The sequence below is a fragment of the Nesterenkonia ebinurensis genome (assembly GCF_008711175.1).
Taxonomy (GTDB): Bacteria; Actinomycetota; Actinomycetes; order Actinomycetales; family Micrococcaceae; genus Nesterenkonia; species Nesterenkonia ebinurensis.
On record NZ_VWNF01000011.1, the window covers coordinates 137,094 to 160,248 of the forward strand.

General features: G+C 64.7%; 22 protein-coding genes. 11 read left to right on the forward strand and 11 right to left on the reverse strand.

Features of this window, described 5'->3' with window-relative positions; translation table 11 throughout:
* Positions 1–34 precede the first annotated feature (34 nt).
* The 3 genes from F0311_RS04450 to F0311_RS04460 form a co-directional block, all read right to left on the reverse strand.
* A complete protein-coding gene (locus tag F0311_RS04450; RefSeq protein ID WP_191089731.1) occupies positions 35–1,039 on the reverse strand; it encodes a TRAP transporter substrate-binding protein in 1,005 nt (334 codons plus the stop codon).
* 173 nt (positions 1,040–1,212) lie between these two features.
* Complete coding sequence (locus F0311_RS04455; protein WP_150460751.1) at positions 1,213–2,643, reverse strand: AAA family ATPase; 1,431 nt, start codon at positions 2,641–2,643, stop codon at positions 1,213–1,215.
* A complete protein-coding gene (locus tag F0311_RS04460; RefSeq protein ID WP_150460752.1) occupies positions 2,643–3,341 on the reverse strand; it encodes an SAF domain-containing protein in 699 nt (232 codons plus the stop codon). The genes F0311_RS04455 and F0311_RS04460 overlap by 1 nt, the downstream gene beginning before the upstream one ends.
* A 155-nt stretch (positions 3,342–3,496) precedes the next feature.
* Between F0311_RS04460 and F0311_RS04465 the strand changes: the two genes are divergently transcribed.
* A complete protein-coding gene (locus F0311_RS04465) occupies positions 3,497–3,712 on the forward strand; it encodes a helix-turn-helix domain-containing protein (RefSeq protein WP_191089732.1) in 216 nt (71 codons plus the stop codon).
* Between the two features lie 11 nt (positions 3,713–3,723).
* Here the strand turns inward: F0311_RS04465 and F0311_RS04470 are convergent, their stop codons facing one another.
* Positions 3,724–4,245, reverse strand: coding sequence for a hypothetical protein (locus F0311_RS04470; protein WP_150460753.1), 522 nt, complete (start codon positions 4,243–4,245; stop codon positions 3,724–3,726).
* Positions 4,246–4,339: 94 nt separating this feature from the next.
* Between F0311_RS04470 and F0311_RS04475 the strand changes: the two genes are divergently transcribed.
* Both F0311_RS04475 and F0311_RS04480 read left to right on the forward strand, forming a co-directional pair.
* Positions 4,340–4,618 carry a hypothetical protein gene (locus F0311_RS04475; protein ID WP_150460754.1) on the forward strand — a complete coding sequence of 93 codons (279 nt, stop codon included), beginning with the start codon at positions 4,340–4,342 and terminating at the stop codon, positions 4,616–4,618.
* Positions 4,619–4,667: 49 nt separating this feature from the next.
* Positions 4,668–5,276: an Rv3235 family protein gene (locus F0311_RS04480; protein ID WP_150460755.1), complete on the forward strand. Its 609-nt coding sequence runs from the start codon at positions 4,668–4,670 to the stop codon at positions 5,274–5,276.
* 120 nt (positions 5,277–5,396) lie between these two features.
* Here F0311_RS04480 and secA read toward each other — a convergent pair whose 3' ends face one another.
* The 6 genes from secA to mtrA all read right to left on the reverse strand — a co-directional run bounded on the left by secA (position 5,397) and on the right by mtrA (position 14,147).
* Positions 5,397–8,003, reverse strand: a complete 2,607-nt coding sequence (secA, locus tag F0311_RS04485; protein WP_150460756.1) for a preprotein translocase subunit SecA — start codon at positions 8,001–8,003, stop codon at positions 5,397–5,399.
* A gap of 182 nt (positions 8,004–8,185) precedes the next feature.
* Positions 8,186–8,914, reverse strand: coding sequence for a ribosome hibernation-promoting factor, HPF/YfiA family (gene hpf / locus F0311_RS04490; RefSeq protein ID WP_150460757.1), 729 nt, complete (start codon positions 8,912–8,914; stop codon positions 8,186–8,188).
* Positions 8,915–9,057: 143 nt separating this feature from the next.
* Positions 9,058–9,894, reverse strand: a complete 837-nt coding sequence (locus F0311_RS04495; protein ID WP_150460758.1) for a ComF family protein — start codon at positions 9,892–9,894, stop codon at positions 9,058–9,060.
* A 92-nt stretch (positions 9,895–9,986) separates the two neighbouring features.
* A complete protein-coding gene (locus F0311_RS04500; protein WP_150460759.1) occupies positions 9,987–11,774 on the reverse strand; it encodes an LpqB family beta-propeller domain-containing protein in 1,788 nt (595 codons plus the stop codon).
* The gene (gene mtrB, locus F0311_RS04505; protein ID WP_223881133.1) at positions 11,774–13,468 is read right to left on the reverse strand and encodes an MtrAB system histidine kinase MtrB; all 1,695 of its coding nucleotides are present in this window, start codon (positions 13,466–13,468) and stop codon (positions 11,774–11,776) included. Before mtrB ends, F0311_RS04500 begins: the two co-directional genes overlap by 1 nt.
* Positions 13,461–14,147, reverse strand: coding sequence for an MtrAB system response regulator MtrA (gene mtrA / locus F0311_RS04510; protein ID WP_150460761.1), 687 nt, complete (start codon positions 14,145–14,147; stop codon positions 13,461–13,463). Before mtrA ends, mtrB begins: the two co-directional genes overlap by 8 nt.
* A gap of 139 nt (positions 14,148–14,286) precedes the next feature.
* Between mtrA and F0311_RS04515 the strand changes: the two genes are divergently transcribed.
* The 8 genes from F0311_RS04515 to F0311_RS04550 all read left to right on the forward strand — a co-directional run bounded on the left by F0311_RS04515 (position 14,287) and on the right by F0311_RS04550 (position 22,556).
* On the forward strand, positions 14,287–15,441 hold the full coding sequence (locus F0311_RS04515) for a hypothetical protein (protein ID WP_150460762.1): 1,155 nt from the start codon (positions 14,287–14,289) through the stop codon (positions 15,439–15,441).
* Positions 15,431–16,075: a DUF4129 domain-containing protein gene (locus F0311_RS04520; RefSeq protein WP_191089733.1), complete on the forward strand. Its 645-nt coding sequence runs from the start codon at positions 15,431–15,433 to the stop codon at positions 16,073–16,075. Before F0311_RS04515 ends, F0311_RS04520 begins: the two co-directional genes overlap by 11 nt.
* The gene (locus tag F0311_RS04525) at positions 16,072–17,292 is read left to right on the forward strand and encodes a DUF4350 domain-containing protein (protein WP_150460764.1); all 1,221 of its coding nucleotides are present in this window, start codon (positions 16,072–16,074) and stop codon (positions 17,290–17,292) included. The genes F0311_RS04520 and F0311_RS04525 overlap by 4 nt, the downstream gene beginning before the upstream one ends.
* The gene (locus tag F0311_RS04530) at positions 17,289–18,260 is read left to right on the forward strand and encodes an AAA family ATPase (RefSeq protein ID WP_150460765.1); all 972 of its coding nucleotides are present in this window, start codon (positions 17,289–17,291) and stop codon (positions 18,258–18,260) included. Before F0311_RS04525 ends, F0311_RS04530 begins: the two co-directional genes overlap by 4 nt.
* A 17-nt stretch (positions 18,261–18,277) precedes the next feature.
* Positions 18,278–19,576, forward strand: a complete 1,299-nt coding sequence (locus F0311_RS04535) for a DUF58 domain-containing protein (protein WP_223881134.1) — start codon at positions 18,278–18,280, stop codon at positions 19,574–19,576.
* Positions 19,577–19,693: 117 nt separating this feature from the next.
* Positions 19,694–20,935: a tRNA 2-thiouridine(34) synthase MnmA gene (gene mnmA / locus F0311_RS04540; RefSeq protein ID WP_150460766.1), complete on the forward strand. Its 1,242-nt coding sequence runs from the start codon at positions 19,694–19,696 to the stop codon at positions 20,933–20,935.
* An 81-nt stretch (positions 20,936–21,016) separates the two neighbouring features.
* A complete protein-coding gene (locus F0311_RS04545) occupies positions 21,017–21,412 on the forward strand; it encodes a chorismate mutase (RefSeq protein WP_150460767.1) in 396 nt (131 codons plus the stop codon).
* Between the two features lie 157 nt (positions 21,413–21,569).
* Positions 21,570–22,556: a uroporphyrinogen decarboxylase/cobalamine-independent methonine synthase family protein gene (locus F0311_RS04550; protein WP_191089734.1), complete on the forward strand. Its 987-nt coding sequence runs from the start codon at positions 21,570–21,572 to the stop codon at positions 22,554–22,556.
* Here the strand turns inward: F0311_RS04550 and F0311_RS04555 are convergent.
* The gene (locus F0311_RS04555; protein WP_150460769.1) at positions 22,537–23,115 is read right to left on the reverse strand and encodes a DUF4269 domain-containing protein; all 579 of its coding nucleotides are present in this window, start codon (positions 23,113–23,115) and stop codon (positions 22,537–22,539) included. The two genes, F0311_RS04550 and F0311_RS04555, sit on opposite strands and share 20 nt — an antisense overlap.
* Between the last annotated feature and the right edge of the window lie 40 nt (positions 23,116–23,155).

Consider the following 23,155-nt stretch of genomic DNA (forward strand, 5'->3'; position numbering starts at 1 on the left):
TTTTCTTCGAATACGTCGGCTTTTATTGTCGAAATTAATCGCCCACTGATTGTCGAATCACTTCGAGGAACGAAACGGCGTCGTCGGAAATCTCCCCGGCAAGCTCTTGCTGATAAGGCTCCGCAATTTCCTGGAATGCCGTGACATCCACATCCTCATGGATCGTGACTCCACGTTCTTCAAGGTCTGCGAAGGTTTCCTCTTCGAGACCTATCGCCATAGACGGTTGTTCACGGGTGACTTCCAATGCCGCCGCTCGCACTGCGTCGACTTGTTCATCTCTCAATGACTCCAGCGCTTCCGTTGAGATCCAGAGCACCTGGCCATTCAGCTCGTGATAAGTTAGCGAAACTACCGGCGCAACCTCATGATGGTTGTTCTCTAAGTAGGTGGTAACTGCTCCTTCAGCCATATCCACCAGGCCAGTTTGCAAGCCTGAGTACAGTTCTGGCATTGGGATATCCACAGTCTGTGCTCCATACGCGCTGAACAAGATATGCTCCGACTCCGCTGCCTGTACACGGATGGTGTTATCCTCCGTGTCAGCAGGCTCGGATATAGCTTCGCTTCCGTACATGTGCCTAATGGGAAGCATGAAGAGGGAAAGTGGCTCGATCCCGGAGAGATTCTCCTCAGCTATTCGCCGATACTCGTCGTTTACTTCCTCACTCGAGAACAGTTCGACGGCTTCATCGCTACTTGACGCCAAATAGTGCAATGAGAGCACGGCTGACTCCGGCATGATGCCTGATGCATTGGCAACAGATGTGATCGCAATGTCAATATCTCCAGCCCGAACTGAATCCAGGGTGTCTGACTCGTTCCCCAGTTGCCCCCCCGGATACTGTTGTACTGTGATCTGACCGTTTGAAGCCTCCTCAACCGTGTCGCTGAAAATATCAGCAGCGAATGTTTGCGCTCCACCCTCTGGAGCCTCATACGCCAACCGAAGCTGGATAGACTCAGATTCTTCCTCGCCGTTGTTACCACATCCAGCAAGTGTGATTCCTGTTACCGCTGCGACTGCTGTCGCAGTCATGACGTTTCGCTTTTTCATCGCATTGTCCCTTCACTGTGCGAGTGGGCGTGATCGAGCTGACGTCTAGCTCCACAACGTAATCGATTACGTTGATGTAGCTCACATTACTCTCGGCGAGCTCCGAGTGTCAAGGGATCATTTCAGACACGGCAGCAATGGCCTGTTACTGCAACTCAGTTGGATCTGAATCTCGACCTATTCTTTCTTCTGCGGGAACCTCGACGATGCCGGGGCCCCTCCGCTCCGGCAAGGGCTGCGATCTGCCGTCGGAGGGCTGAGTCCGGTGCAGCCTCTGCGAGCACCTGACCGGCTCGCAGAGCAGCGTCGCAGGTGGCCGGCTCCCAGGGCAGGAAGTCCAGAGAGAAGGCACTGTGGCCCAGCTGGCGCCAGGTTTCGGTGAGCTGACGGCGCGGGGAACGGCCTACCACCTGCTTGCGCAGCTTATTGATCACCAGCTGCGGTGCACCGGCCTCCGGGAGCAGCTCAGTGTAGGCCTGGACGGCTTTGACCAGTCTGGCGAATCCCACTGGGTCCGGTGCACCCACTGCGATCACCCGGTCGGCTGTGCTGAGCACTGTGCGAGTCGCGCTGTTGCGCTGCACCGAGGGGGCGTCGAATCCCAGGTCCTGGTCGACGGCGATCTCTGCGGCCAGGTCCACCACCACATGGTCGTACCGGCTGCGGGTCAGAGCCAGCACCCGTTCCAGTGCCCGCGGGCGCAGCTCAGGCCAGCGCTCGGCCCGGGGCAGTCCGGTCAGCACCTCGAGTCGGGCCGGGCCGATCTCCACCCCTGCGGCGGCCCGCAGCAGAACATCGGTGTCCAGGCTGCCGAACTCGGCGGCGCGGGCGGCCTGGGCGATGCCGGCTGACTCCTCCAACAGTCCCAGATGCACGGCGGCGGAGGCCGCATAGGTGTCAGCGTCTATCAGCAGCGCCGAAGCCCCGTGCAGTGCCAGCTCAGCGGCCAGGTTCACTGCCACAGTGGTGCGACCGGGTGCCCCAGGGATACCCCAGACTGCGGTGATGTCTGCAGAATTGCGGACGGCTGTCGCCGGTTCCTGCCGCAGCTCGGAGGTCTCCTCAAAAGGCTCCACCAGCGCAGCGAACTCCGCTTCGGCATCCCGATCACCAGCGAGTTGAGACCTAAAGCCCGCGGGATCGCCTTCAGGGGTGGTCGACCGAGAGCGTGGCGGGGTTCCCTGTCCTGGTCCACTCGGCTGCTCGGCATCCGCGCGCGGCTCAGCGGTCAGGGGTCCGCCCCCGCCGGCGGGAATGTCCAGCGCGTGGGCTATCTGGTCTGCTGCGGCGTCGTCGTCGAAGGTGCTCAGCCCCAGAGCAGCCAACCTGCTTCGCTCCAGTGGCGAGTCTGAAACCACTACCACGGTGGACAAGGACTCCTGGAGCTGGCCGATGGTCGAATCGGTCAGCTGCTCGGTGGCACCGATGATCAGTGCGGCATCTGCCCGGCCGGTGCGGGCTACTGCAATGAGCTCAGCGAGGTCCGCGCAGCGCCGCTGAATGGTGACCGGGCTGTGCAGGTTCTCCAAGCCGGCGATGTGGTCGGTGTTCAGCCTGCCGGTGGTGATCACGGCGCAGCGGCGCATCACTGCTCGTCCACTCCGGCCGGCAGCACAGTAATGGAGTCACCACCGCCCAGGGCAGTGAGCAGGCCGGTGAGCTCCTCCGGATCCACCAACAGCTCCACAGTCAGCGCGCCTGAGGCGCCGAAGCCGGAGTTGGGCTCTCTGATATCGGCCACTTCGGCCGAGGCCGCCAACAGAGTCACCTCTCCCTGCGCCTCCGGGCCCGAGAAGCCTCCAGCGGCCCACACATCCACCAGGCGGCCCGGCTCCACCGCACGGGCCAACTCGTGCTGGATCTCCACTGTGACGGGCTGGCGCTGATGGGGGTCACGTTCGGCCAGGGCTGCGGCGGGCAGCAGCTCCCCCTCTCCCACAGCCCGGATCAGGTGGGCGTTCTCGGGCAGCTCGGCCTCAGCGGAAAGGTAAGCAGCTGCGGACTCATCGAGCCGAACATGGACTATCCGCAGGTCTTCCTGGCTCAGCGAAGTGCCGGTGCTCAGCCCCCGGTCGGCGGCATAGACCGGGGCGGTGCGGTCCTGGGCGGTGACCAGCAGCACAGTGCCCACCACTGAAGCTAGGATCAGCAGCGCTCCGGCCAGGAGTCGGGGATCGCGCCAGGAGGGCCGGCGAAGCCGAGCAGCAGTGGGCGCTTGGAGCGCACCGGCGGACAGTGCAGCGCTGGGTGAGGTCTTATCCGTTCCACTGGGTGGTGTGGTCACTGTTATCTCCTGAGATGCACATCACACAAGTGATCAGATGCTAACCGATCAGCACCCCTGCCACCAGACACGGCCAGCAGGAAAGAGGTTTGAAACCGCCCAAGAACATGCCAGAATAGAAGCAAACACAAACAAACGCCACCCAAGGAGCAGCCGTGCGACAGTTTCTCACTCTTCCCGATGTAGCAGAGGCCCTGAACATCTCCATGTCCCAGACCCGCGCCCTGATCAACCGGGGCGACCTGGAGGGCATCCAGATCGGCGGCCGCGGACAGTGGCGCGTAGAACAGGCCAAGCTCGATGAGTACATCGAGCGACTCTACGCCGAGCAGCGCCAGGCCCGGGACCAGACGACCGAGCAGAAAGCCTAAAGCAGGCTGCCTCACAGGGCTGAGCTGCGCAGTGCCACGAGGGCCTGCATCGGCAGGGTCTGCACGCCGCCACTACTAGTCCGCACATCGATAAAGTCCAGCCCCACTCCGCACAGCACCCCCTCAGCAAACACACCCGCTTCCCCCAGCACGGAGACGCGCTCCCTGCTGGCCGCCAGCGCGCGCAATGGTGAGGCCAGGCCCAGCCTGCGCCGGGTCTGACTCGGCTCCTCCTGCACGATCCACTCCAGTCCCCCTAGGGCCAGCACTGAAGCCTGCGGAATCAGCCATTCCTGAACCCCAGCGACACCTGCGAGCCAGTCAGCTCCCACCGCATTGAGAACCAGCCGCAGATCAATGCCTCCGCGCAGCCGCAGTCTCAGCTCAGAACCCCGGTGAGCTCTCAGCCGGTCCGCCATCGGCACCCTGGACCACTCCAGACTCACCGTGGCAGACACCTCAGCCTCAAACTCCAGCTGCCGCTCCGCTGCCGCCTGGACCTCCAGATCCGCGAAGAGCGATTCCCAACGCATAGCAACAAGATTAGCCCACCGTGTTGCACACCACTGTTCCTCATGTAGTATGAGATTACATCAAATTGAACCAAATGAAAGTTATACGTTCTGAGTGAACATGATGACATCTTTTGTGCCCAATCAGCCTTCAACCACCGCACCACGGCATATGGGTGCGCCCACCCGGGAAGACCGGCGCACGGTCACTGCAGGGCCTGCAGGAACGCTGTGGACTGTGGCCGCTGAACACCTGGGCGGTGACGCCACCGACTGGGAGATCGCCCGGGAATGGCCGCGCTGGCACCAGCACAACCTGAGCAGAATCGGCCCGGACCCCGCCCGACTGCGCTCAGGCACCGTTCTGCGCATCCCACCCCCATCTGTCCCATGAACAGCCGTTCCGGCAGTCCATCCTCACCACTATTGCAAAGGAGCCTCTGATGCCCACCACCGCCCCGGCAGAGCCAGTTGCCGCATCCCAGCATCTCAACCCGACGGGCCCTCCGCTGCGCGTTGAGCAGCAGTGGCTGACCCAGGACGGGTGGCAGCAGTTCAAGCACCGCTGCTCCCAGCGACCCAGATTCCGGCTGCAGCGGGAGTCTGAAGTGCCTAAGCTGCTGGCTGCTATGGGCGCAGAAGACGCACTCTCTGCGGAGTCAGCTGCCGAGGGTGACGGGCAGCGCCCCGATGCTCTGGTCGGTCAGCGCCAAGAGCGCAGGCAGATCCTGGCTATCGCGCGGGTAGTATGCCAAGCCACTGCCGAGGTGCTGGTCGGGCTGCGCCCTGCAGCTCAGTTAGACCGGTGGCTGGAGGCTGAGGTGCACCACAAGGTGCGTCAGCGGGCTGCGATCACCGCAAGGCAGGCCGCCGATAGCACCCTAGTGCGGCCTCAGGCCCTACGATTCCGTGCCGGGCGGGCAGTGCATCTTCGCCCCGGAGTCTGGGAGGTGACAGTGGTGTTCAGCGACGAGAGGCGTACGCGTGCCTGTGCTCTGCGCCTGCAGGCTCACCGTAGACGCTGGCGGGTCACTGCGATGGAACTGGGGTGAGGCACAAGCGTAGCGAGTGCCCGGTGAGCGGAGTGCTCGCGCTCCGCGACTTCAGGTGCGACGGCCGCGGCAACGCGGCCGAGAGGCAAGCGGGGCGTGTACCCGCCGCCGGGACTAACGCTAACTCGGGTTGGCGTCTTTGAGGCCGGGGACGTGGATGGATTTGCCCGCAGCAGCGACCCGCCCGTCCTTGACCCCGGGCAGGTCCGGCGCCTCGGTCTTGGGCGTGACCGCCTTGACCTCGGCCTGGAACAGCTTGCGCATGGACTCCTCACGGATCTCCTCCGCCATCGCCTGGAACAGCAGATAGCCCTCCCGCTGGTACTCCACCAGGGGATCACGCTGGGCCATGGAGCGCAGACCGATACCGGACTTCAGGTAGTCCATCTCGTAGAGGTGATCCTGCCACTTCTGGTCGATCACTGAGAGCAGCACCCGGCGCTCCAGCTGACGCAGCGGCTCCTCGCCGATCACTTCTTCCTTCCGCTCATAGGCGATCTTGGCATCAGAGATGATCTCGCGCTTGAGCAGCTTGGTGCTCAGCTGGTCGATGCCGCCGGCCTCCTCAATGAGGTCCTCAATCTCCAGTGAGATGGGGTAGAGGTCTCGCAGCTCCTCCCAGAGCCCCTCCAGATCCCAGTCCTCCGGGGATGAGGCGATGGTCTTCTCCTCGATCACCAGACTGGCCGCGTCCTCAATGAAGTGCTGGACCTTCTCATGGACATCGTCGCCCTCCAGGATGCGGCGGCGGTCCGAATAGATGGCCTCACGCTGACGGTTCATCACATCGTCGTACTTCAGCACGTTCTTGCGCTGCTCCGTATTCTGCGACTCCCGCTGCTGCTGGGCGGAGGCGATGGCACCGGAGACCATCTTGTGCTCCACCGGCACATCGTCGTCAAGCACTGAAGACTGCATCAGCCGGGCCGCGGCGGGCTGGTTGAACAAGCGCATCAGGTTGTCGGTCAGGGAGATGTAGAACCGGGACTCCCCGGGATCGCCCTGGCGTCCTGATCGGCCACGCAGCTGGTTGTCGATCCGGCGGGACTGATGGCGTTCGGTGCCCAGCACATAGAGGCCGCCCAACTCGCGGACCTCGGCCGCCTCCTTCTCAGTCTCCTCCTTGGTCTTGGTGAAGACCTCGTCCCACTTGGCCTCGTACTCCTCGGCGTCCTCCTCCGGGTCCAGGCCGAACTTCTCCATCTCGCGCACCGCCTTGAACTCGGCGTTGCCGCCCAGCATGATGTCGGTGCCTCGACCTGCCATATTGGTGGCCACTGTCACCGCACCCTTGCGCCCGGCCTGGGCCACGATGGCGGCCTCCCCCTCATGGTTCTTCGCGTTGAGCACCTCATGCCGGATGCCCTGCTTGGCCAGCAGCTTGGAGAGGTACTCAGACTTCTCCACCGACTCAGTGCCCACCAGGATCGGCTGACCCTCCCTATGCCGGGCAATGATGTCCTTGACCACGGCGTCGAACTTCACGATCTCATTGCGGTAGACCACATCGTTGTGGTCGGTGCGCTGGCGCGGCTTATTCGACGGAATCGGCACCACGCCGAGCTTATAGGTGGACATGAACTCGGCAGCCTCAGTCTCAGCGGTGCCGGTCATCCCGGAGATCTTGGTGTACTGCCGGAAGTAGTTCTGCAGAGTCACCGTGGCTCGGGTCTGGTTCTCCGGCTTGATCCGCACATTCTCCTTGGCCTCGATCGCCTGGTGGAGGCCCTCGTTGTAGCGGCGACCCTTCAGGATGCGCCCGGTGTGCTCATCCACAATGTGCACCTCATTGTCGGTGACCACATAGTCGGTGTCGCGCTTATAGAGCTCCTTGGCGCGGATGGCGTTGTTCAGGTACTGGATCAGCGTGGTGTTCTGGGTCTCATAGAGGTTCTCGATGCCCAGGTAGTCCTCCACCTTGTCGATGCCGGACTCCAGCACACCCACAGTGCGCTTCTTCTCGTCGACCTCGTAGTCCTCGTCCTTCTTCAGGGTCTGGACCAGCTTGGCGAAGTCGGTGTACCAGCGCGAGATGTCCCCGCTGGCCTGACCGGAGATGATCAGCGGGGTACGGGCCTCGTCAATCAGAATCGAGTCGATCTCATCGATGATGGCGTAATGGTGTCCGCGCTGGACCAGATCGTCGAGCGAGCCAGCCATATTGTCGCGCAGGAAGTCGAAGCCGAACTCGTTGTTAGTGCCGTAGGTGATATCAGCGGCGTAGGCCTCCCGGCGCTGGGCGGCCTTGAGGTTGTTCACGATCACCCCGGTGGTCAGCCCCAGGAACCGATAGACACGGCCCATCAGCTCGGCCTGGTACTTGGCCAGGTAGTCGTTGACCGTGACCACGTGCACGCCCTGGCCGGTCAGTGCGTTGAGATAGGCCGGCGCAGTGGCGACCAGGGTCTTGCCCTCACCGGTGCCCATCTCCGCGATATTCCCCAGGTGCAGGGCGGCACCGCCCATGATCTGCACGTCATAGTGGCGCTGACCGAGGGTCCGGTCCGCGGCCTCCCGCACTGCGGCGAAGGTCTCCGGCAGCAGCGAGTCCAGGGACTCCCCGTCAGCCAGGCGCTCCTTGAAGCGCTCGGTCTCAGCGCGCAGCTCAGCGTCAGAGAGCGCCTTGAACTCCTCCTCCAGCATATTGACTGCATCGGCATAGCCGCGCAGCCGTTTGAGGATCTTCTTGTCCCCGGTCTTCAGGACTTTTTCGAGCAGAGTGGGCATAGGGGCGTATGTCTCCGTCAGAGGTTAATCAGCGTCAACATGTCAGTGTATGCCCGACGACGCCGCACGGCTAACCTGCCCTGCCACAAGCACGATACTGCGTCGGGTGACCGCGGTGGGTCGCAGGCGGCGGGTGCCCCTCCGGGTCCGCGCCTACGACCCGTCCCTGAGATGCGCGAAAATTATGCAGCCTTGACGTGGGAGAGGGTGGTGCCGTTAGCGGGGCGGTAGGCCCGCTCCTCCGTGTCAGGCTCCTGCACCTGTTTGTTCTGGTCCAAGGAAATGACTCCGTAGGTCCAACCTCGGCGACGGTAGACCGCCGAGGGTTGACCGGTCTCGGAATCCAGGTAGAGATAGAAGTCGTGGCCCAGCAGCTCCATGGCATCCACTGCGGCGTCCACGCTCATCGGCTCAGCCGGGAAGACTTTGCGCCGAATGCGAATGGGCTCGTCCCAGTCGTCCTCCTCCGGGGGCACATCGTCGGCGGCCTCGGCGTCGAGCACCTGCTCGTAGAGGGGACGGTCCGGATCCACCGGGGTCAGGCCGGCCAGCGCCTCACCCACCGACTGGGCGGGGTGGCCCAGTGTGCCGTTGCTGCGCGCTTTGGCCTTCTTCTTATCCCGTACCCTGCGCAGCCGCTCGCAGAGCTTATCCCAGGCCATCTCGAATGCGGCGAACTTCTCCTCGGATTGGGCTTCGGAGCGGATGACCTTGCCGCGTCCGACCACAGTGAGCTCCACGGTGATGGTGGTCTCGGCACGCCGGTGTGAGTTCTCCGAGGAGACTTTGACCTCGAGCCGCTGGCCTTTGTCGGCGAGCTGGTCAACCTTGTCGAGTTTGGATTCGACGTGTTCTTTGAACGCTGAAGGGATCGTGATGTTGCGGCCGGTGTAGGTGGTCTGCAGAGCCATTGTGATGGTCCTCCTTGGCGCTCGTACTGCGTGGGCGCAGCGGCTGCGAGGACTCTGCATCGAGCCCACCGCCACTGCGATGGGTCTCTTCTGTTAATCACCCATACTTCACCGTATGCGCTGGCAGTCCATTTGAGAAGTGCTCACTTAAAATTCACTGCTGAGCTGGAGTGATGTCTGGCCGCAGAGGCTCGCGGGGTGGCCATCAGCACTGCTGCACCGTGCACTTCTGCGCCTGCACTGCTCAGCAGGGCGTAGAGCTCCTGAAGAGTGGCGCCTGTGGTGAGCACATCATCGACCAACAGCACGGATACACCACGTAGTCTCTGAGCGGCCGCGGGGCGGCACCGGAATCGTTCCCCGGCCTGTCGGCGAGCCTTTCCGGACCGACTTTTCTGACCTTTTTCGCCCATCGGGCCCAGTCTCTGACCGGTGTGCTGCACCAGTCGGTCGGCCCGGCGCAGGCTGCGGGGCAGCCGTGCTTCCTCAATCAGCTCAGCCAGGGGCGTACGCCCCCGCTTCAGCTGGGCGCGCGGGGAAGTCGGGGGCCAGACCAGGAGGGCATCCTGGCCCTCCAGCAGCTGCTGAGCCGCAAGGTGCAGTGCTCGGCTCAGCGCCGGAGCCAGCACTTGGGCAAGACCCGTCCGCTCATGGTCCTTGAAGGCCACCAAGGTCTCGGCAGCCAGCCCCTGGTAGTGTCCAGCGCTGACCACCGGCAGCACCTGCACCCCGGTGTCTGAGACTCCCACCACCGGCAGCGCCTCAGCCGCGGCCTCTGCACGGAAGGGCCTGCTGGTGTGCAGCCGCAGATCCCGGGCGCATTCTGCACACAGATCAGCACCCGCTGCCCGGCAGCCCACACACCAGGTGGGGGCCAGCAGATCCGTGGTCTCCTTGGCTAGCCTGCGCACAGCCTGGCCGGAGGGAGAGAACCACAACCGGTCCAGTCCGCTGAGCAGCCGCTCCCTGTACTGAGTCACCCCACCAGAATCGCCGGAAACTCATTCCGGCGCCACCGGCTTCAGCTCAGCCTGTGGAAAACCTAAGATACGCCGGCGGGACTAACACCGTCCTATCCGCTGAAGCTCAGGTCCGTGACATCCTCGTCGATCTCATCCTGCCGGTAGATCTCACTGCCGACAATCTGGAAAACTCCCTCACCCTGCTGCTCGAACAGAATGGTGCCGCGCCCCGGCCCCGTGCCACGGCCTTCCCCCACAGAGACGTTGAGCACGGCTGCCAGGGCCGGGGAGGGCTGCTCAGTATCCCCGGAGATTCCGATCCGCTGGATATAGGTCTGGTCTGAAAGCTCCGCCTCCGGGTCCTGGGGATCATAGGGCTGCCAGACCACCACTTCGTCGTTCTGTGCCCACCGGACCTCACCGATCTCCACCTGGTCATCGGGGTGAAGGCGGTTGGACTGGCCCAGGTTCCACGGAGCTCCGCTGCCGGCTTCGCGCACCACACCAGCGATGTAGAGGCTGCGCACCCCGGCGTCGTCGACTACCAGTGCTGCCCGGGTGCCGTCCTGGGAGATGCGCAGGGAGGTGACCTCGCGCCCCTCGATGAAGTCAGCGGCAACAGCTACTGGAGATGCCTCGGGGTCCTGGTAGTTGAAGGCCCGGATAGTGGACTCGCCGTCCTCGTAGGTGGCCGTCCAGGTCCAGCCGAAGTTGTCCATGGAGGGTCTGGTCATCGATTCCGCCTCCACCAGCAGCTCCGGCTCATCCGCGTCAGCTCGGGCATGGTAGAGCGCGTTGAGCTCACCGTTCATCACCGCCACCACCTCGCCTTCGGCGACGGTGGAGACTGCCGGGAAGCGGGGTTCAATCTCGCTGAGATCGGGCATGCTCGCCACAGTGGAGGTCTCCGAACCCAGCTGCCAGATGAGGTCATCTCCTTGGACGCCGATCTGACGCTCCAGTGCCGAAGGAGAAGACTCGATCTGGGCGATCTGCTCCATCTCCGAGGATTCAGGGCCGGGCAGCTCCACCGGGGAGCCGCCGACGGTCAGCTCCACCTGGCTCACGAGGCTGATCTGATGCAGCGTCATATTCAGCTGGTAGTGCATCAGCGCCAGATCATAGTCGCTGGCCCCAGCCACCACAGAAGGATCCAGGTCCACGGTAGCCACTCCATCGCTCACCGGTACCGTGGGAGTTCCCAGGGAGTCTCCCTCCTCGAAGGCGGAGACCACTCCCGGAGCCAGCCAAGGGACCGGGCCGTTCAGGAGCCGGTTGGCCAGTTCGGTGGACTGCCCGGGCTGGCGGATCAACCACCGGACGTCAGGCACGGTGTAGCGCTGCTGGACGTCGTAGAAGTAGAGAGTGTAGTCGTCGTAGGAGATGTTGAAATCCCCATCCTCCAGGATCTTCCCATCGGGTGCGTTGCTGATCCTCCACTCCCCATCCACCTGTTCAACCTCGAAGGTCTCCTGATTCGGGTCCCCGGGGTAGGTGCGGGCACCGGTGCTGTCCACCCGGGAGTCTGCGGTCAGCTGCACACTGTAGACGTCCTCACCGGCCACATCGATGCTGAAGTTGTCCTCCTGGTACACCAGTGTGTGGGTCCACGGGTTCCACTGCTCAGCCATCTCTGGAGTCAGGTACTCACGAGCGATCTCGTGGTCGTTCTCCGCATTGGCCCCAGCATCCAGGAACCCCTCGATGATCTCTTCCGGCTCTGCACCGGGCTGGGGGGACTGCGGCACACCGCCGTAGTCGTAGCCGCCGTCCATCTGGATCTGCTCAGAACTCACCTCACCGTCGGTCGGCAGGGTCGGGGCGCAGCCGGCGAGCAGCAGAGCCACCGCACCCAGCACTGCTGCCAGAGGTATGCCCAGACGGGAAGAGCTGCGCATCAGGCACCCCCGTCCTTCTTGTACAGAGCCTGTTCGCTGACCCGGTCATAGGTCACCTCACCGGTGGTCAGCTCGGCCTCAGCACTGATCTTATTGCGCTGATGGACCCCATAGCTCGGCGGCAGCGGCATCGGGGAGGCCCCATAAGCCGTGTCCTGCCGACGGGGCAGCACCAGCCGGAAGCAGGAGCCCTGCCCAGCCTGGCCCCAGGCGTCCAGACTCCCCTGGTGCAGCCGGGTGTCCTCGGTAGCGATGGAGAGCCCCAGCCCGGAGCCGCCTGTGGTGCGCGCCCGGGCCGGATCAGCCCGCCAGAACCGGTCAAAGACGTGGGAGACCTGCTCAGGGGTCATGCCCACGCCGTAATCGCGGACGGCCAGGGCCACTGCAGCGTCGCTGGATTTCAGCACCAGGTCCACCGGCTGGCCCTCGGCATGTTCGATGGCGTTGTTGACCAGGTTGCGCAGGATCCGGTCAATACGGCGCCGGTCCACTTCAGCGATGAAGTCGCTGCTGCCCTCCAGCACCACCATGTGCAGGTCTGTGCCAGCCCGTTCAGCCAATGGGGCGGCGGCGGTGAGCACATCCTCGGACAGCGCCCACAGGTCCACCTCTGAGAGGGCCAGCTCGGCAGCTCCGGCGTCGAACCGGCTCATCTCCAGCAGGTCGGCCAGCAGAGCCTGGAATCTCTCCACCTGATGGTGGAGCAGCTCAGTGGAGCGTTGGCTGACCGGGTCGAACTCGTCACGGGACTCATAGAGCATGCTGGCTGCCATACTGACCGTGGTCAGCGGGGTGCGCAACTCATGGGAGACATCGGAGACGAACCGCTGCTGCATCTGGGAGAGATTGGCCAGCTGGGTGATCTGTTCCTGAAGGGTGGATGCCATGCGGTTGAAGGAGACTCCCAGCCGGGCAATCTCGTCCTCACCGACCACGGCCAGCCGCTGGTCCAGCATGCCTTCGGCGATCCGCTCCGAGACCTCGGCGGCCTGAGAGACAGGTTTGACCACCGAGCGGGAGACCCAGGCAGCGATCAGCACATTCATCACCAGGATCACTGCCACGGCAATCAGGAAGACCTGGAAGACAAAGTTCACGTTCTCCTGCACCGAGGAGAAGTCATAGATGAAGAACAGCCCATAGGGCGGCCCGGTGGGGAACTGAATGTTGATGCCGAAGGCTACTGCGGGAACGCTCTGCCCGTCCTCGTTCGGAAGCGCCAGCGCCTGCCAGTGCACCTGGTCCCCCTGACTGACCTGGATCGCCTCATTGAGCTCATCACTGGTGAGGCCGGGTTCGATGTCAGGGGAAGTTCGCAGCACCGGGACCGGCAGCACGTCTGCGTCCTCCAGAGGCATCAGCAGCGCATGGCGGTACAGTGCGGAGGAGCCGCCCTGGGCTTCAAAGATGTCATTGGCCTGCACCTGCACACTCTCATCCCCGGAGAGCTGGATCGCATCATAGGAGCTGCGCTCACCGGCCAGCCCGGCCATCGCCTCGCTACGCACCTGCTCCATGCGCTCCTGGTAGAGACCGCTGGTGACCTGCTCCACCAGAAAGTAGGCGATCAGCCCGGAACCCACCAGGGTGAGCACACCGGTGAAGAAGACCGCTCGCACCATGAGTGAGCGGGCCCAGAACTTGGAGAGCCTGCCCACCCTGCGGCCGAGGGGAACCTTAGGAGTCTCAGCCACCGCCGGCCTTGTACCCGATGCCGCGCACCGTCTGGACGATCTCCGGGTTCTCCGGGTCCCTCTCCACCTTGGAGCGCAGCCGCTGCACATGCACGTTCACCAGGCGGGTATCAGCCTGGTGCCGGTAGCCCCAGACCTCCTCCAGCAGCATCTCCCGGTTCCACACCTGCCAGGGCTTCTTGGCCAGGGTGGTCAGCAGGTCGAACTCCAGAGGGGTCAGCGAAATCTTGGTGTCCCCGCGGCGCACTTCGTGGCCGGCCACATCAATGGTCAGGTCCCCGATGGTCAGAGTCTCGCCGTCGGGCCTTCCGGCCGGCTCCGGGGAACGCAGCCGAGCCCGCACCCGGGCCACCAGCTCCGCGGGCTTGAACGGCTTGGGCACATAGTCATCAGCCCCGGCTTCCAGACCGCGCACCACATCAGCGGTGTCAGATTTTGCGGTGAGCATCACCACCGGGGTGTCAGCCTCCTCACGGATCTCCCGGCAGACCTCAATCCCGTCCTTGCCCGGCAGCATCAGGTCCAGCAGCACCAGATCAGGGTCTGCGGCACGGAAGGCCTCCAGCGCCCCGTCACCGGTGGGGCAGAAGGTGGGCTCGAATCCGTCGTTGCGCAGCACGATCCCGATCATCTCGGAGAGCGCCTCGTCATCATCGACCACCAGAATCTTGGCCTTCATGGCTGCCGTCCTTCCTCACATTAGTGCCCGTTACGGTGCGCCGGCCCAGCATGCGCACCCGCTGACTCCCCAGGATATATGAGGGGATAGAGTTGGACCCGGAACTTCAAGGAGACTGCTTCAGCTTGAGCGGGGTGGAATGGTCAGTACGACGACGCCGTCACCGGCAAGTGCCGCAGCACCGTCTGCTGCAGTGCATCCGGGAGCGCTGTATCCGCTGCGCCCGCTGGCCCAGGACGAGGTCTTCCTAGGTGCGTTCCAGGTGATCCGCCGCAACCCCCGGGCCGCCCTGGGACTGCCGCTGCTGGCGGCTCTGCTGAACTTTGCGGCCTCGATGCTGCTGATGGCTCTGATGCCCTCCGAGGCCTATATCCGGATGCTCACCGATCCAGTGGCCTTCGAGAACCAGGAACTGGCGCTGGCCGCCTTGAGTGAGGGCTGGATGGTGCTGCTGCTGACTCTCACCAGCTTTGTGGGGTACCTGATCATGGCAATGTCTGTGGGACTGCTGGCCATTCCGGCGCTGCGGGCAGCCTATGGCCTGCCCACCACCTTGGGGCAGACCATCAGGCTGCGAGCCGGGCGACTGGGCTGGCTGCTGCTGCATATCGTGGTGCTGATGATCATGCTCAGCGTGGCAGGTGCGGTAGCAGTGGTCCTCGGATTCCTGCTGATCCTGGTCACGTTCGGCCTAGGGCTGATCCTGGTGCTGCCGGCTCTTTTTCTGCTGCTGTGCTGGGTGAGTGCAGCGTTCATGTTCGGACCGGCTGCCATTGTGGTGGAACGGCGCAATGCCTTCAGTGCGATCGCCCGTTCCTTCCAGCTCAACCGAGGAGGGTGGTGGCGGCATATCGGAGCGGTGGCCCTGCTCTACCTCATGCTCGGCGTCGTGCTGGTCATCACCTCCCTGCCGGCCGGTCTTGCCGCGGGGGTCGGCGCCGAACTGGCCTGGCAGTCCGCGCAGGGGCAGGATGATCTGCTGGTGCTTGTCATCCTGGGCATCGGACAGGCCTATGACGTGGTGCTGAGCACCCTCCTGGTGGGGTTGATCGGCACCGTGCTGGGCCTGATGTACCTTAACGCCCGGTTCCGCCGGGAGGCTCTCGATGTTCTTCTGCTGCAGGCTGCTCCTGCGCCCTGGCTCAATCGCCTCGGGAAATCCAGAGCCGGCTCTGGTTTCCGCTCAGCTCAATCGGTCGCCATGACGCCGCCGGAGACCGACCGGCTGGTGCCCGGCTCCCCGGAGCATGTGGCTGCCTCCACCCAGGTTCAGGGTGGTGGTGATGAGCACTGAGCTCTACGACCAGGATGAGGCCCGTCGGCTGTTGGAGGATGAGCTTTCCGGGGGTGACTACCAGCGTGAGTTCAGCGGCCCGCTGCGCCAGGCGGTGGATGATTTCCTCAGCTTGCTCAGTGAGAGCACGGTCAGCTTCGGCGGTTTCAGCATCCCCTACGGCCCGCTGCTGGTACTGGCGGTGGTGATCGCGGCGGTGGTGCTGATCATTGTGCTGGTCCGGCCCCGGCTGCAGCGTTCGGGAGCAGCTGAGGATGTGGTGCAGATCGACCCGGCCGTGCCGGCCCAGGAATTCCGTGCCCGCGCTGAGGCACATGCCCGCAGCGGGAACTACAGTGCAGCTACCCAGGACCTCTTCCGTGCCCTGGTCCGCGCTGCTGAAGAGCGTGGAGCGGTTCCGGAGCAGAAGGGCGTCACGGCCACTGAGCTCACCCAGCGGTTGGCCGGCTCCTACGCCACTCATACCGCAGGGCTGCACCGTGCCGCGGAGCTGTTCAACCGTTCGGCCTATGGCTCGGCTCAGCTGGGTCAACAGGACTATGCCTTCCTGTACGACCTGGAGTCCCAGCTGCAGACTGCACAGCCCCAGTCCGGGGCCCACACCCCCGAATCCAGGCTGGTGGTGCCGCGATGACCGTCACCGCCGCCTCGGCCGGCTCAGTGGTCCGCTCGGCTGCCTCACGCTGGCAGTTCTGGGTGTTTCTGCTGGTGGGAGTGCTGATCGTCGGACTGCTCACCCAACTGCTGGAGACCTCGGATACGGAGACCTACGGCACCCAGAACACTGATCTGGACGGCTATGCGGCCCTGGCCAATGTGCTGGCTGACCATGGCGTGGAGATCCGGCGAACCTACTCCGCCGAGGTCACCCGGGACCTTCTGGCAGAGCAGTCCGATGCCGGCGTCGTCGTCATGGTGCGCGGTTTCCAGCCCGAGGAGCGGTTCGTCGATGAGCTGCGTGCCGAGTGGGAGAACGGCCGCCAGGTGCTCTGGCTCAGCAGTGAGACCACGCTGCTGAGCCAGCTGCTGGGCCCTGCTGTGCAGTCCGGGCAAGCAATCCCCACCGGTGCCGCCGGAACACCTCAAGAGCTTGAGGCCGGCTCCGAGTGCGCACATCCGGCGGCCGAGGCCGCTGAGTCTGTGCAGTCCCCGGGCAGGTCGCTGCAGGTAGATACTGGGTGCTTCCCGATGGAGGACGGCGAGTCGTTCGTGCTTGCCGAGACGGAGTCGGGGATGGCTTTCACCGCCCCTGAGGCCTTCACCAATCAGCGCATCACCGATGCCGGCAATGCGGCCCTCGCGCTCGGGCTGTTGGGGGGTTCCCCAGCACACGACGACGTCAGCTCATCTCTGATCTGGTACACCCCCTCTGGTGCCGATACGGTGGGTGCTGATCAGTGGGACTCCCCCTTGGACCATCTGCCCGGCTGGTTCTGGCAGCTGTTCTGGTGGCTTCTGCTCTGCGCAGGTGTGGCCACGTTCGCCGCCGGGCGCCGATACGGTCCGGTGGTCAGCGAGCCGATGCCGGTCAGCGTGCCTGCCGGGGAGTCCGCCGAGGGGCGCGGCAGGATGTACCAGCGGGCCAATGCCGTAGCCGAGACCGCCCAGGTGCTGCGCAGCGCGCATCTGCTGCGGCTCTCCCGCCTGCTGCGGCTGGGGCGCGGCGCTGACCCCCAGGCCATTGCGGAGGCTGCCGCGCGCGCCGCCGGCGCTGACCTGCAGCAGGTCACCGCCCTGCTGCAGCAGCCTGAGATCCAGTCCAATGATGATCTGGTGTCCTATGCTCAGGCCCTGGCGGGGCTGGAGGAAGAGGTCACCGCAGCAGTACGGATGAGAAGGAGCCACGAATGACCGAGCAGTCCCACTCCCCCGATGAGCTGCGCTCCCGGCTGACCTGGGTGCGCGAGGAGGTGGCCAAGGCAGTGGTGGGTCAGGACGCCGCGGTCACCAGTGTGATCATTGCGCTGCTGGTGCGCGGCCATGTGCTGCTGGAGGGTGTGCCCGGGGTGGCCAAGACCCTTCTGGTCCGCTCGATGTCGGCTTCGCTGGGTCTGCGCACGGCCCGAGTACAGTTCACCCCTGACCTGATGCCCGGCGATGTGACCGGTTCACTGGTCTATGACTCGACCACCGGTGACTTCAGCTTCCGCGAGGGACCGGTGTTCACCAATCTGCTGCTGGCTGATGAGATCAACCGCACCCCGCCCAAGACCCAGGCCTCACTGCTGGAAGCCATGGAGGAGCGTCAGGTCTCCGTGGACGGGGCGGGACGCAGTCTGCCCGACCCGTTCCTGGTGGCCGCCACCCAGAACCCGGTGGAGTACGAGGGCACCTACCCGCTGCCGGAGGCACAGCTGGATCGGTTCCTGCTGAAGGTGGAGCTGGCGCTGCCGGAGCGGGTGCAGGAGGTGGAGGTGCTCCGCCGCCACGCCGCCGGCTTCGACCCCTCGGACCTGGCTGCTGCCGGGGTGCAGCCGGTGGCCGAGGCCGCCGATGTGCTGGCGGCCCGGAAATCAGTCGCGCAGGTCCAGATCGCCCCGGAGGTGGTGGGCTACATTGTGGATCTGGCCAGGGCTACCCGTTCCGCGCCGAGCTTCCAGCTGGGCGTCTCACCACGCGGGGCCACCGCCCTGATGAACTCGGCCAAGGCCTGGGCCTGGCTCTCTGGGCGCGAGTATGTGACCCCGGACGATGTCAAAGCCCTGGCTCTGCCGGCCCTTCGGCACCGGGTGGCGCTGACCCCGGAGGCCGCCATGGACGGGGCAGGGGCCGACGACGTGCTGCGGGGCATTCTCACCACCACCCCGGTGCCCCGGTAGTCGGAGCAGTATCTGCTGTGATCACCTTCCGTTTCCTCTGGACCAGCTTGGGCGCTGCTGTGCTGGTGGTGCTGATGCCGCAGTGGTTCTGGCTGTGGCTGAGCCTGCTGCTGGGCTTGGGCTTGGTGGACATGCTCAGCTGCGCCTCCCCGCGCAGGGTCCGGGTGGTCAGGGATGAGCCCCCGCCGGTGCGCGCCGGGCAGAGCATCCGGGTGACCACCCAGTTGGAGAACCGGGGAGGCCGCCGGCTCACCGGCTGGGCCAAGGACGGCTGGCAGCCCACCGCCGGGGCGGCAGATCCGCTGCAGAAGATCCATATAGAGGCCGGTCGCAGCACCCTGATGCAGGTGCAGCTGACCCCCACCCGCCACGGAGAGCTGAGCAGCCAGCACATCACCATCCGATCCCTGGGTCCCTTGGGGCTGGCCGGCCGTCAGGTGGTGCATCGGGTACCGCAGACCTTACAGGTGCTCCCGGAGTTCGCCTCCCGCAAGCATCTGCCCTCCAAGCTGCGCCGGCTGCGCGAGCTTGACGGGGCCACTGCGGTGCAGATCCGCGGGGCCGGCACCGAGTTCGACTCACTGCGCGACTATGTCCGAGGCGATGATGTGCGCTCCATCGACTGGCGGGCCACCGCACGCCGGCAGGATGCCGCCGGACAGCATCTGGTGGTGCGCACCTGGCGGCCTGAACGAGACCGTCGGGTGATCCTGTGCCTGGACGCCTCCCGCACTTCAGCTGCCCGTATCGGCGATGAGCCCCGGCTGGATGCGGCACTGGAGACCTCCCTGCTGCTGGGCGCCCTGGCGGCTCATGCCGGTGACCGGGTCGATTTCCTGGCCTTTGCCCGCGAGGTGCTGGCCACGGCGTCGTCCTCAGAGCGGGGGCGCTTTCTCAATGTGCTCAGCACGGCCGCCTCACGGGTGCAGCCGGCCCTGGTGGAGGCGGATTTCTCCCAGCTTCCCGGGGAAATCGCTGCGATCACCACGCATAAGTCTCTGGTGGTGATCCTTACCGCGGTGGATTCGCCCTCCTTACATGAGGGGCTGCTGCCGGTGCTGCCCGCACTGACCGAGAAGCACCGGGTGGTAGTGGCCGCGGTGCGCAACCCTGAGCTGGTGGCCCGGGCCGCAGCCCGCCAGACGGTCAGTCAGGTCTATGCCGCCGCGGCCGCGGAGCGGGCCATGATCGAGGGGGAGGCGGTGGCCGCTGAGCTGGGCGCCATGGGTGTAGAGGTGGTCCAGGCCGAACCGGAGGCCCTCCCTGGCGCCCTAGCCGATACCTACATCCGTTTGAAAGCAACGGGAAAGCTCTAGTCGCCGCGCACCACTACCACGCCTAGAGCTGATCGTGTTGCCTGGAGCTATACCTCTCGGCAGGGTGATCAGCTCTCGGCACAGCGGTTAGTGCCGGTATCCGCTACCGTGGAAGGTATGAAAGTCCTTGCAGCGATGTCCGGCGGGGTGGACTCCGCCGTAGCCGCAGCCCGTGCAGTGGACGCCGGTCATGAGGTAGTGGGCGTGCACTTGGCGCTCTCCCGCATGCCCGGCACCCTGCGCACCGGATCCCGCGGCTGCTGCACCATTGAGGACTCCTCGGACGCCTGGCGGGCTTGTGAAAAGCTGGGCATCCCGTTCTACGTGTGGGACTTCTCCGAGCGGTTCAAGGCCGATGTGGTCGATGACTTCATCGCCGAGTACGCCGCCGGTCGCACCCCCAACCCGTGCATGCGCTGCAATGAGAAGATCAAGTTTGAGGCCCTGCTGGACAAGGCGGTGGCCTTGGGGTTCGACGCCGTGGCCACCGGTCACTACGCCAAGATCGTGGAGGGGCCGGGCGGACGTGAACTGCACCGGGCGGCCACCTGGACCAAGGACCAGTCCTATGTGCTGGGGGTGCTGAATGAGCAGCAGCTGGCGCACTGCTACTTCCCGCTGGGCGATACGCCGTCGAAGGATCTGGTGCGTGCCGAGGCTGCTGAGCGCGGACTCTCGGTGGCCCAGAAGCCGGACTCCCATGACATCTGCTTCATCCCCGATGGCGACACCCGCGGCTGGCTGGCCGAGCAGATTGATCTGCAGCCTGGGCCGATCGTTGACCCCGAGGGTGAGCATCTCGGTGAGCATTCCGGCGCCCAGGCCTTCACTGTGGGCCAGCGCCGTGGGATGAAGCTGGGCCGGCCCGCCCCGGACGGCAAGCCCCGGTTCGTGCTGGAGGTCCGTCCCAAGGAGAACACCGTGGTGGCCGGACCCAAGGAGCTGCTGGACATCGATGTGATCACCGGCATTCGGCTCTCCTGGGCCGGGGCGCCGGTGGTTGAAGCTGACACCGGTGAATGGTTCGAGATCGAGCTGCAGATCCGCGCCCACGCTGACCCTGTCCCCGCCCGCGCCCGGGTCGGGAACAGTGGCGGTGACCGATTGAGCCGGGCGGAGCCCCCCGCTGGGGCGGGATCTTCCAAGGCGACCGAGGGGACGGCGAGCCAAAGGCTCTCCGAGGAGGCCCCACTGATCGTGGAGCTGGCTGAGCCGCTCAAAGGCGTAGCCCCCGGGCAGACCGCGGTGATGTATCAGGGCACTCGGGTGCTCGGCCAGGCCACCATCGATACCGCCCGCAGTGCCCTGTGGGACGCCGCCTCAGCTGCCGACCTTGCCCACCTGCCCTCGAGTGCATGATTTGTGCAGCATTTTCAGCTTCAAACGGCCCAAACTAGTGCACAGATCATGCACTCAGCCTGTGCTGACTAGACTTTAGGCATGAGCACTGAGCAGGCTGCACCAGATCCCAGGGCGGGCGACGCCGCCAAGTACGTCGATCCGGAGATCATGGACGAGCTGCTCTCGATGCGCGGCTCCATCGACAACATCGACGCTGCGCTGGTGCATCTGCTGGCTGAGCGGTTCAAGGCCACCCAGCGGGTGGGCGTGCTCAAGGCCAAGCATAAGCTCCCCCCTGCCGATCCCGGACGGGAGAAGGCGCAGATCGCCCGGCTGAAGCGCCTGGCCTCCGATGCCCATCTGGACCCAGAGTTCGCGGAGAAGTTCCTGAACTTCATCATCGAAGAGGTCATCCGCCACCATCAGGCGCTCTCCGAGAACTCCGTCCCCGCGGCTGATCTGGATGCTCCCTTCGACTGGGCCTCGCAGAAATGATCAGTACTGCCTTCGGCCACCTGCCCCCGCGGCGCCGTTCTTTGGGTCCTGCTGCCGGAGCGCTCTGCCCTGATCGGCTGAGCTGGCTGCTGTGACTGTCCGTTTCGCAGCACCCGGGGTGTTTCCCGGGCAGGATTTTCGCCGCGCAGCGGAGCTGATGGAATCCGAACTCACGGCACCGCATCATTCGGCGCTGCTCGAGCTGCCCGGCCGCAGGCACCACGGGTCACTGCTGGGCCGGGCCACGGCCCAGCTGAGTGAGCTCTATGCTGAGCTGACCTCCTACGGTTGGCGGCTGGTGCCCCGGCCAGGTGCAGATCATCAACGAGCAAGCACTCTGCTCACCTCAGATGTGAACACCCTTGCTGAGATTCGCGGAGAACGGGCTGAGCAGGGCGGGACTCCCGGTCCGCTCAGACTGGAGATGCTGGGCCCGGTGAGTTTGGCCACCCAGCTGCATCTGCCCAATGGGGAGAAAGTGCTCATCGACCACGGCGCCAGGCGTGACCTGGCGGAGTCCCTGGCTGCCGGTGCGGCCGAGCACATCCAACATGCCCTCCGCTCGGTCCGGCCACCCGAGCTGACTGTCACCATGCTGGAACCGGACTACCAGCGGGTGCGTACCGGCAGCGTTCCTACGGTGAGCGGGTATCAGACCATCCGGTCTCTGCCCCGGGATGAGACCCGGCAGCTGCTGGGCACCTTCATCACCGCCTTGCGCTCCGCTGGTGCAGAGAACATCATCCTGGACCTGGGCCGGCCCGCTGAGGCTGAGCACATTGAAGACTTCCGCGGGTGGGGCGGTCCCACCGTTGACGGCTTCGCTCTGCCGCTGCATCGAGTCAAAGCCACCGACTGGGAGCGCACCGCCGGCCTGGTGGAGTCGGACGCACAAATCCTGGCCGACCTCCTGCACCCCAGGGAGCCCCATGACGCTCTTCCCGAGGTCTCCCAGCTCGCCGCCCGCATTGCCGAGCCCTGGCAGAAGTTGGGGATGCCGGCGTCGTCGCTATTTGCTGTCACGATCACGGCTCACGGAGCCCGTCACCGGCTCCAACCAGCCCAGCTCTCCGAGGCTGCCGCGATGCGCACCCTCACCCGCCTGCGCGACACCGCCGAGGCCCTCACCGACTTGGCGGCCTAGACGGTTCGGCACAGTTGCAAGGCTCAAGCTGCAGCAGGGCGAGGTAGGGATCGCCGCTGAGTCCCAAAGCTTCGGCGAAGGCAGGTTCGGTCTCCATCCCTGAGGCCTTGAGCTGTCTGACCTGCTCACCGAGATCCTTACCGTACCGCGTAAGCAGAGCGTATTCAGCCACCAGATGGCGGAAGGCACGCTGTTCTCGCAACGGCTTGGACTGGATGAAGAACTCAATTGGGTAGGCGACAGTGCTGAACGCAAGACACCATGCTTCAGCTTCCCGCCTATGGGCCCAGACGGTGAACTCGGGCATATGGGAGAAACGTGCGGTGAGCTCGTCACGCACCGCTTCTGGCTCTGCCGCGCAGACCAGGATATCCAGGTCTGATTCCGGGAGGCCGACGTCGAGCGGAATAGTCCCGGCTAGCGCCCACTCCTCGATGTTCGGCACTGTCTCAAGATTCAGTTCCTCTAACGTCTCAGCGGCCAACCTCTGCCGATGATTTCCCGACCGGAGATACTCTGTTCCCAACAGCCGCCGCTGAACCTCATGCACCAATTCCACAGTTCAACCCTAGACCGGGTGCATCGACGTGGTAGGCAGG

Coding starts and splice junctions, on each gene's coding strand:
- F0311_RS04450 (WP_191089731.1), bottom strand. CDS start 1,039: ATGACTGCGACAGCAGTCGCAGCGGTAACAGGAATCACACTTGCTGGA.
- F0311_RS04455 (WP_150460751.1), bottom strand. CDS start 2,643: ATGCGCCGCTGCGCCGTGATCACCACCGGCAGGCTGAACACCGACCAC.
- F0311_RS04470 (WP_150460753.1), bottom strand. CDS start 4,245: ATGCGTTGGGAATCGCTCTTCGCGGATCTGGAGGTCCAGGCGGCAGCG.
- F0311_RS04480 (WP_150460755.1), top strand. CDS start 4,668: ATGCCCACCACCGCCCCGGCAGAGCCAGTTGCCGCATCCCAGCATCTC.
- secA (WP_150460756.1), bottom strand. CDS start 8,003: ATGCCCACTCTGCTCGAAAAAGTCCTGAAGACCGGGGACAAGAAGATC.
- hpf (WP_150460757.1), bottom strand. CDS start 8,914: ATGGCTCTGCAGACCACCTACACCGGCCGCAACATCACGATCCCTTCA.
- F0311_RS04500 (WP_150460759.1), bottom strand. CDS start 11,774: ATGCGCAGCTCTTCCCGTCTGGGCATACCTCTGGCAGCAGTGCTGGGT.
- mtrA (WP_150460761.1), bottom strand. CDS start 14,147: ATGAAGGCCAAGATTCTGGTGGTCGATGATGACGAGGCGCTCTCCGAG.
- F0311_RS04515 (WP_150460762.1), top strand. CDS start 14,287: ATGGTCAGTACGACGACGCCGTCACCGGCAAGTGCCGCAGCACCGTCT.
- F0311_RS04520 (WP_191089733.1), top strand. CDS start 15,431: ATGAGCACTGAGCTCTACGACCAGGATGAGGCCCGTCGGCTGTTGGAG.
- F0311_RS04525 (WP_150460764.1), top strand. CDS start 16,072: ATGACCGTCACCGCCGCCTCGGCCGGCTCAGTGGTCCGCTCGGCTGCC.
- F0311_RS04530 (WP_150460765.1), top strand. CDS start 17,289: ATGACCGAGCAGTCCCACTCCCCCGATGAGCTGCGCTCCCGGCTGACC.
- mnmA (WP_150460766.1), top strand. CDS start 19,694: ATGAAAGTCCTTGCAGCGATGTCCGGCGGGGTGGACTCCGCCGTAGCC.
- F0311_RS04545 (WP_150460767.1), top strand. CDS start 21,017: ATGAGCACTGAGCAGGCTGCACCAGATCCCAGGGCGGGCGACGCCGCC.
- F0311_RS04550 (WP_191089734.1), top strand. CDS start 21,570: ATGGAATCCGAACTCACGGCACCGCATCATTCGGCGCTGCTCGAGCTG.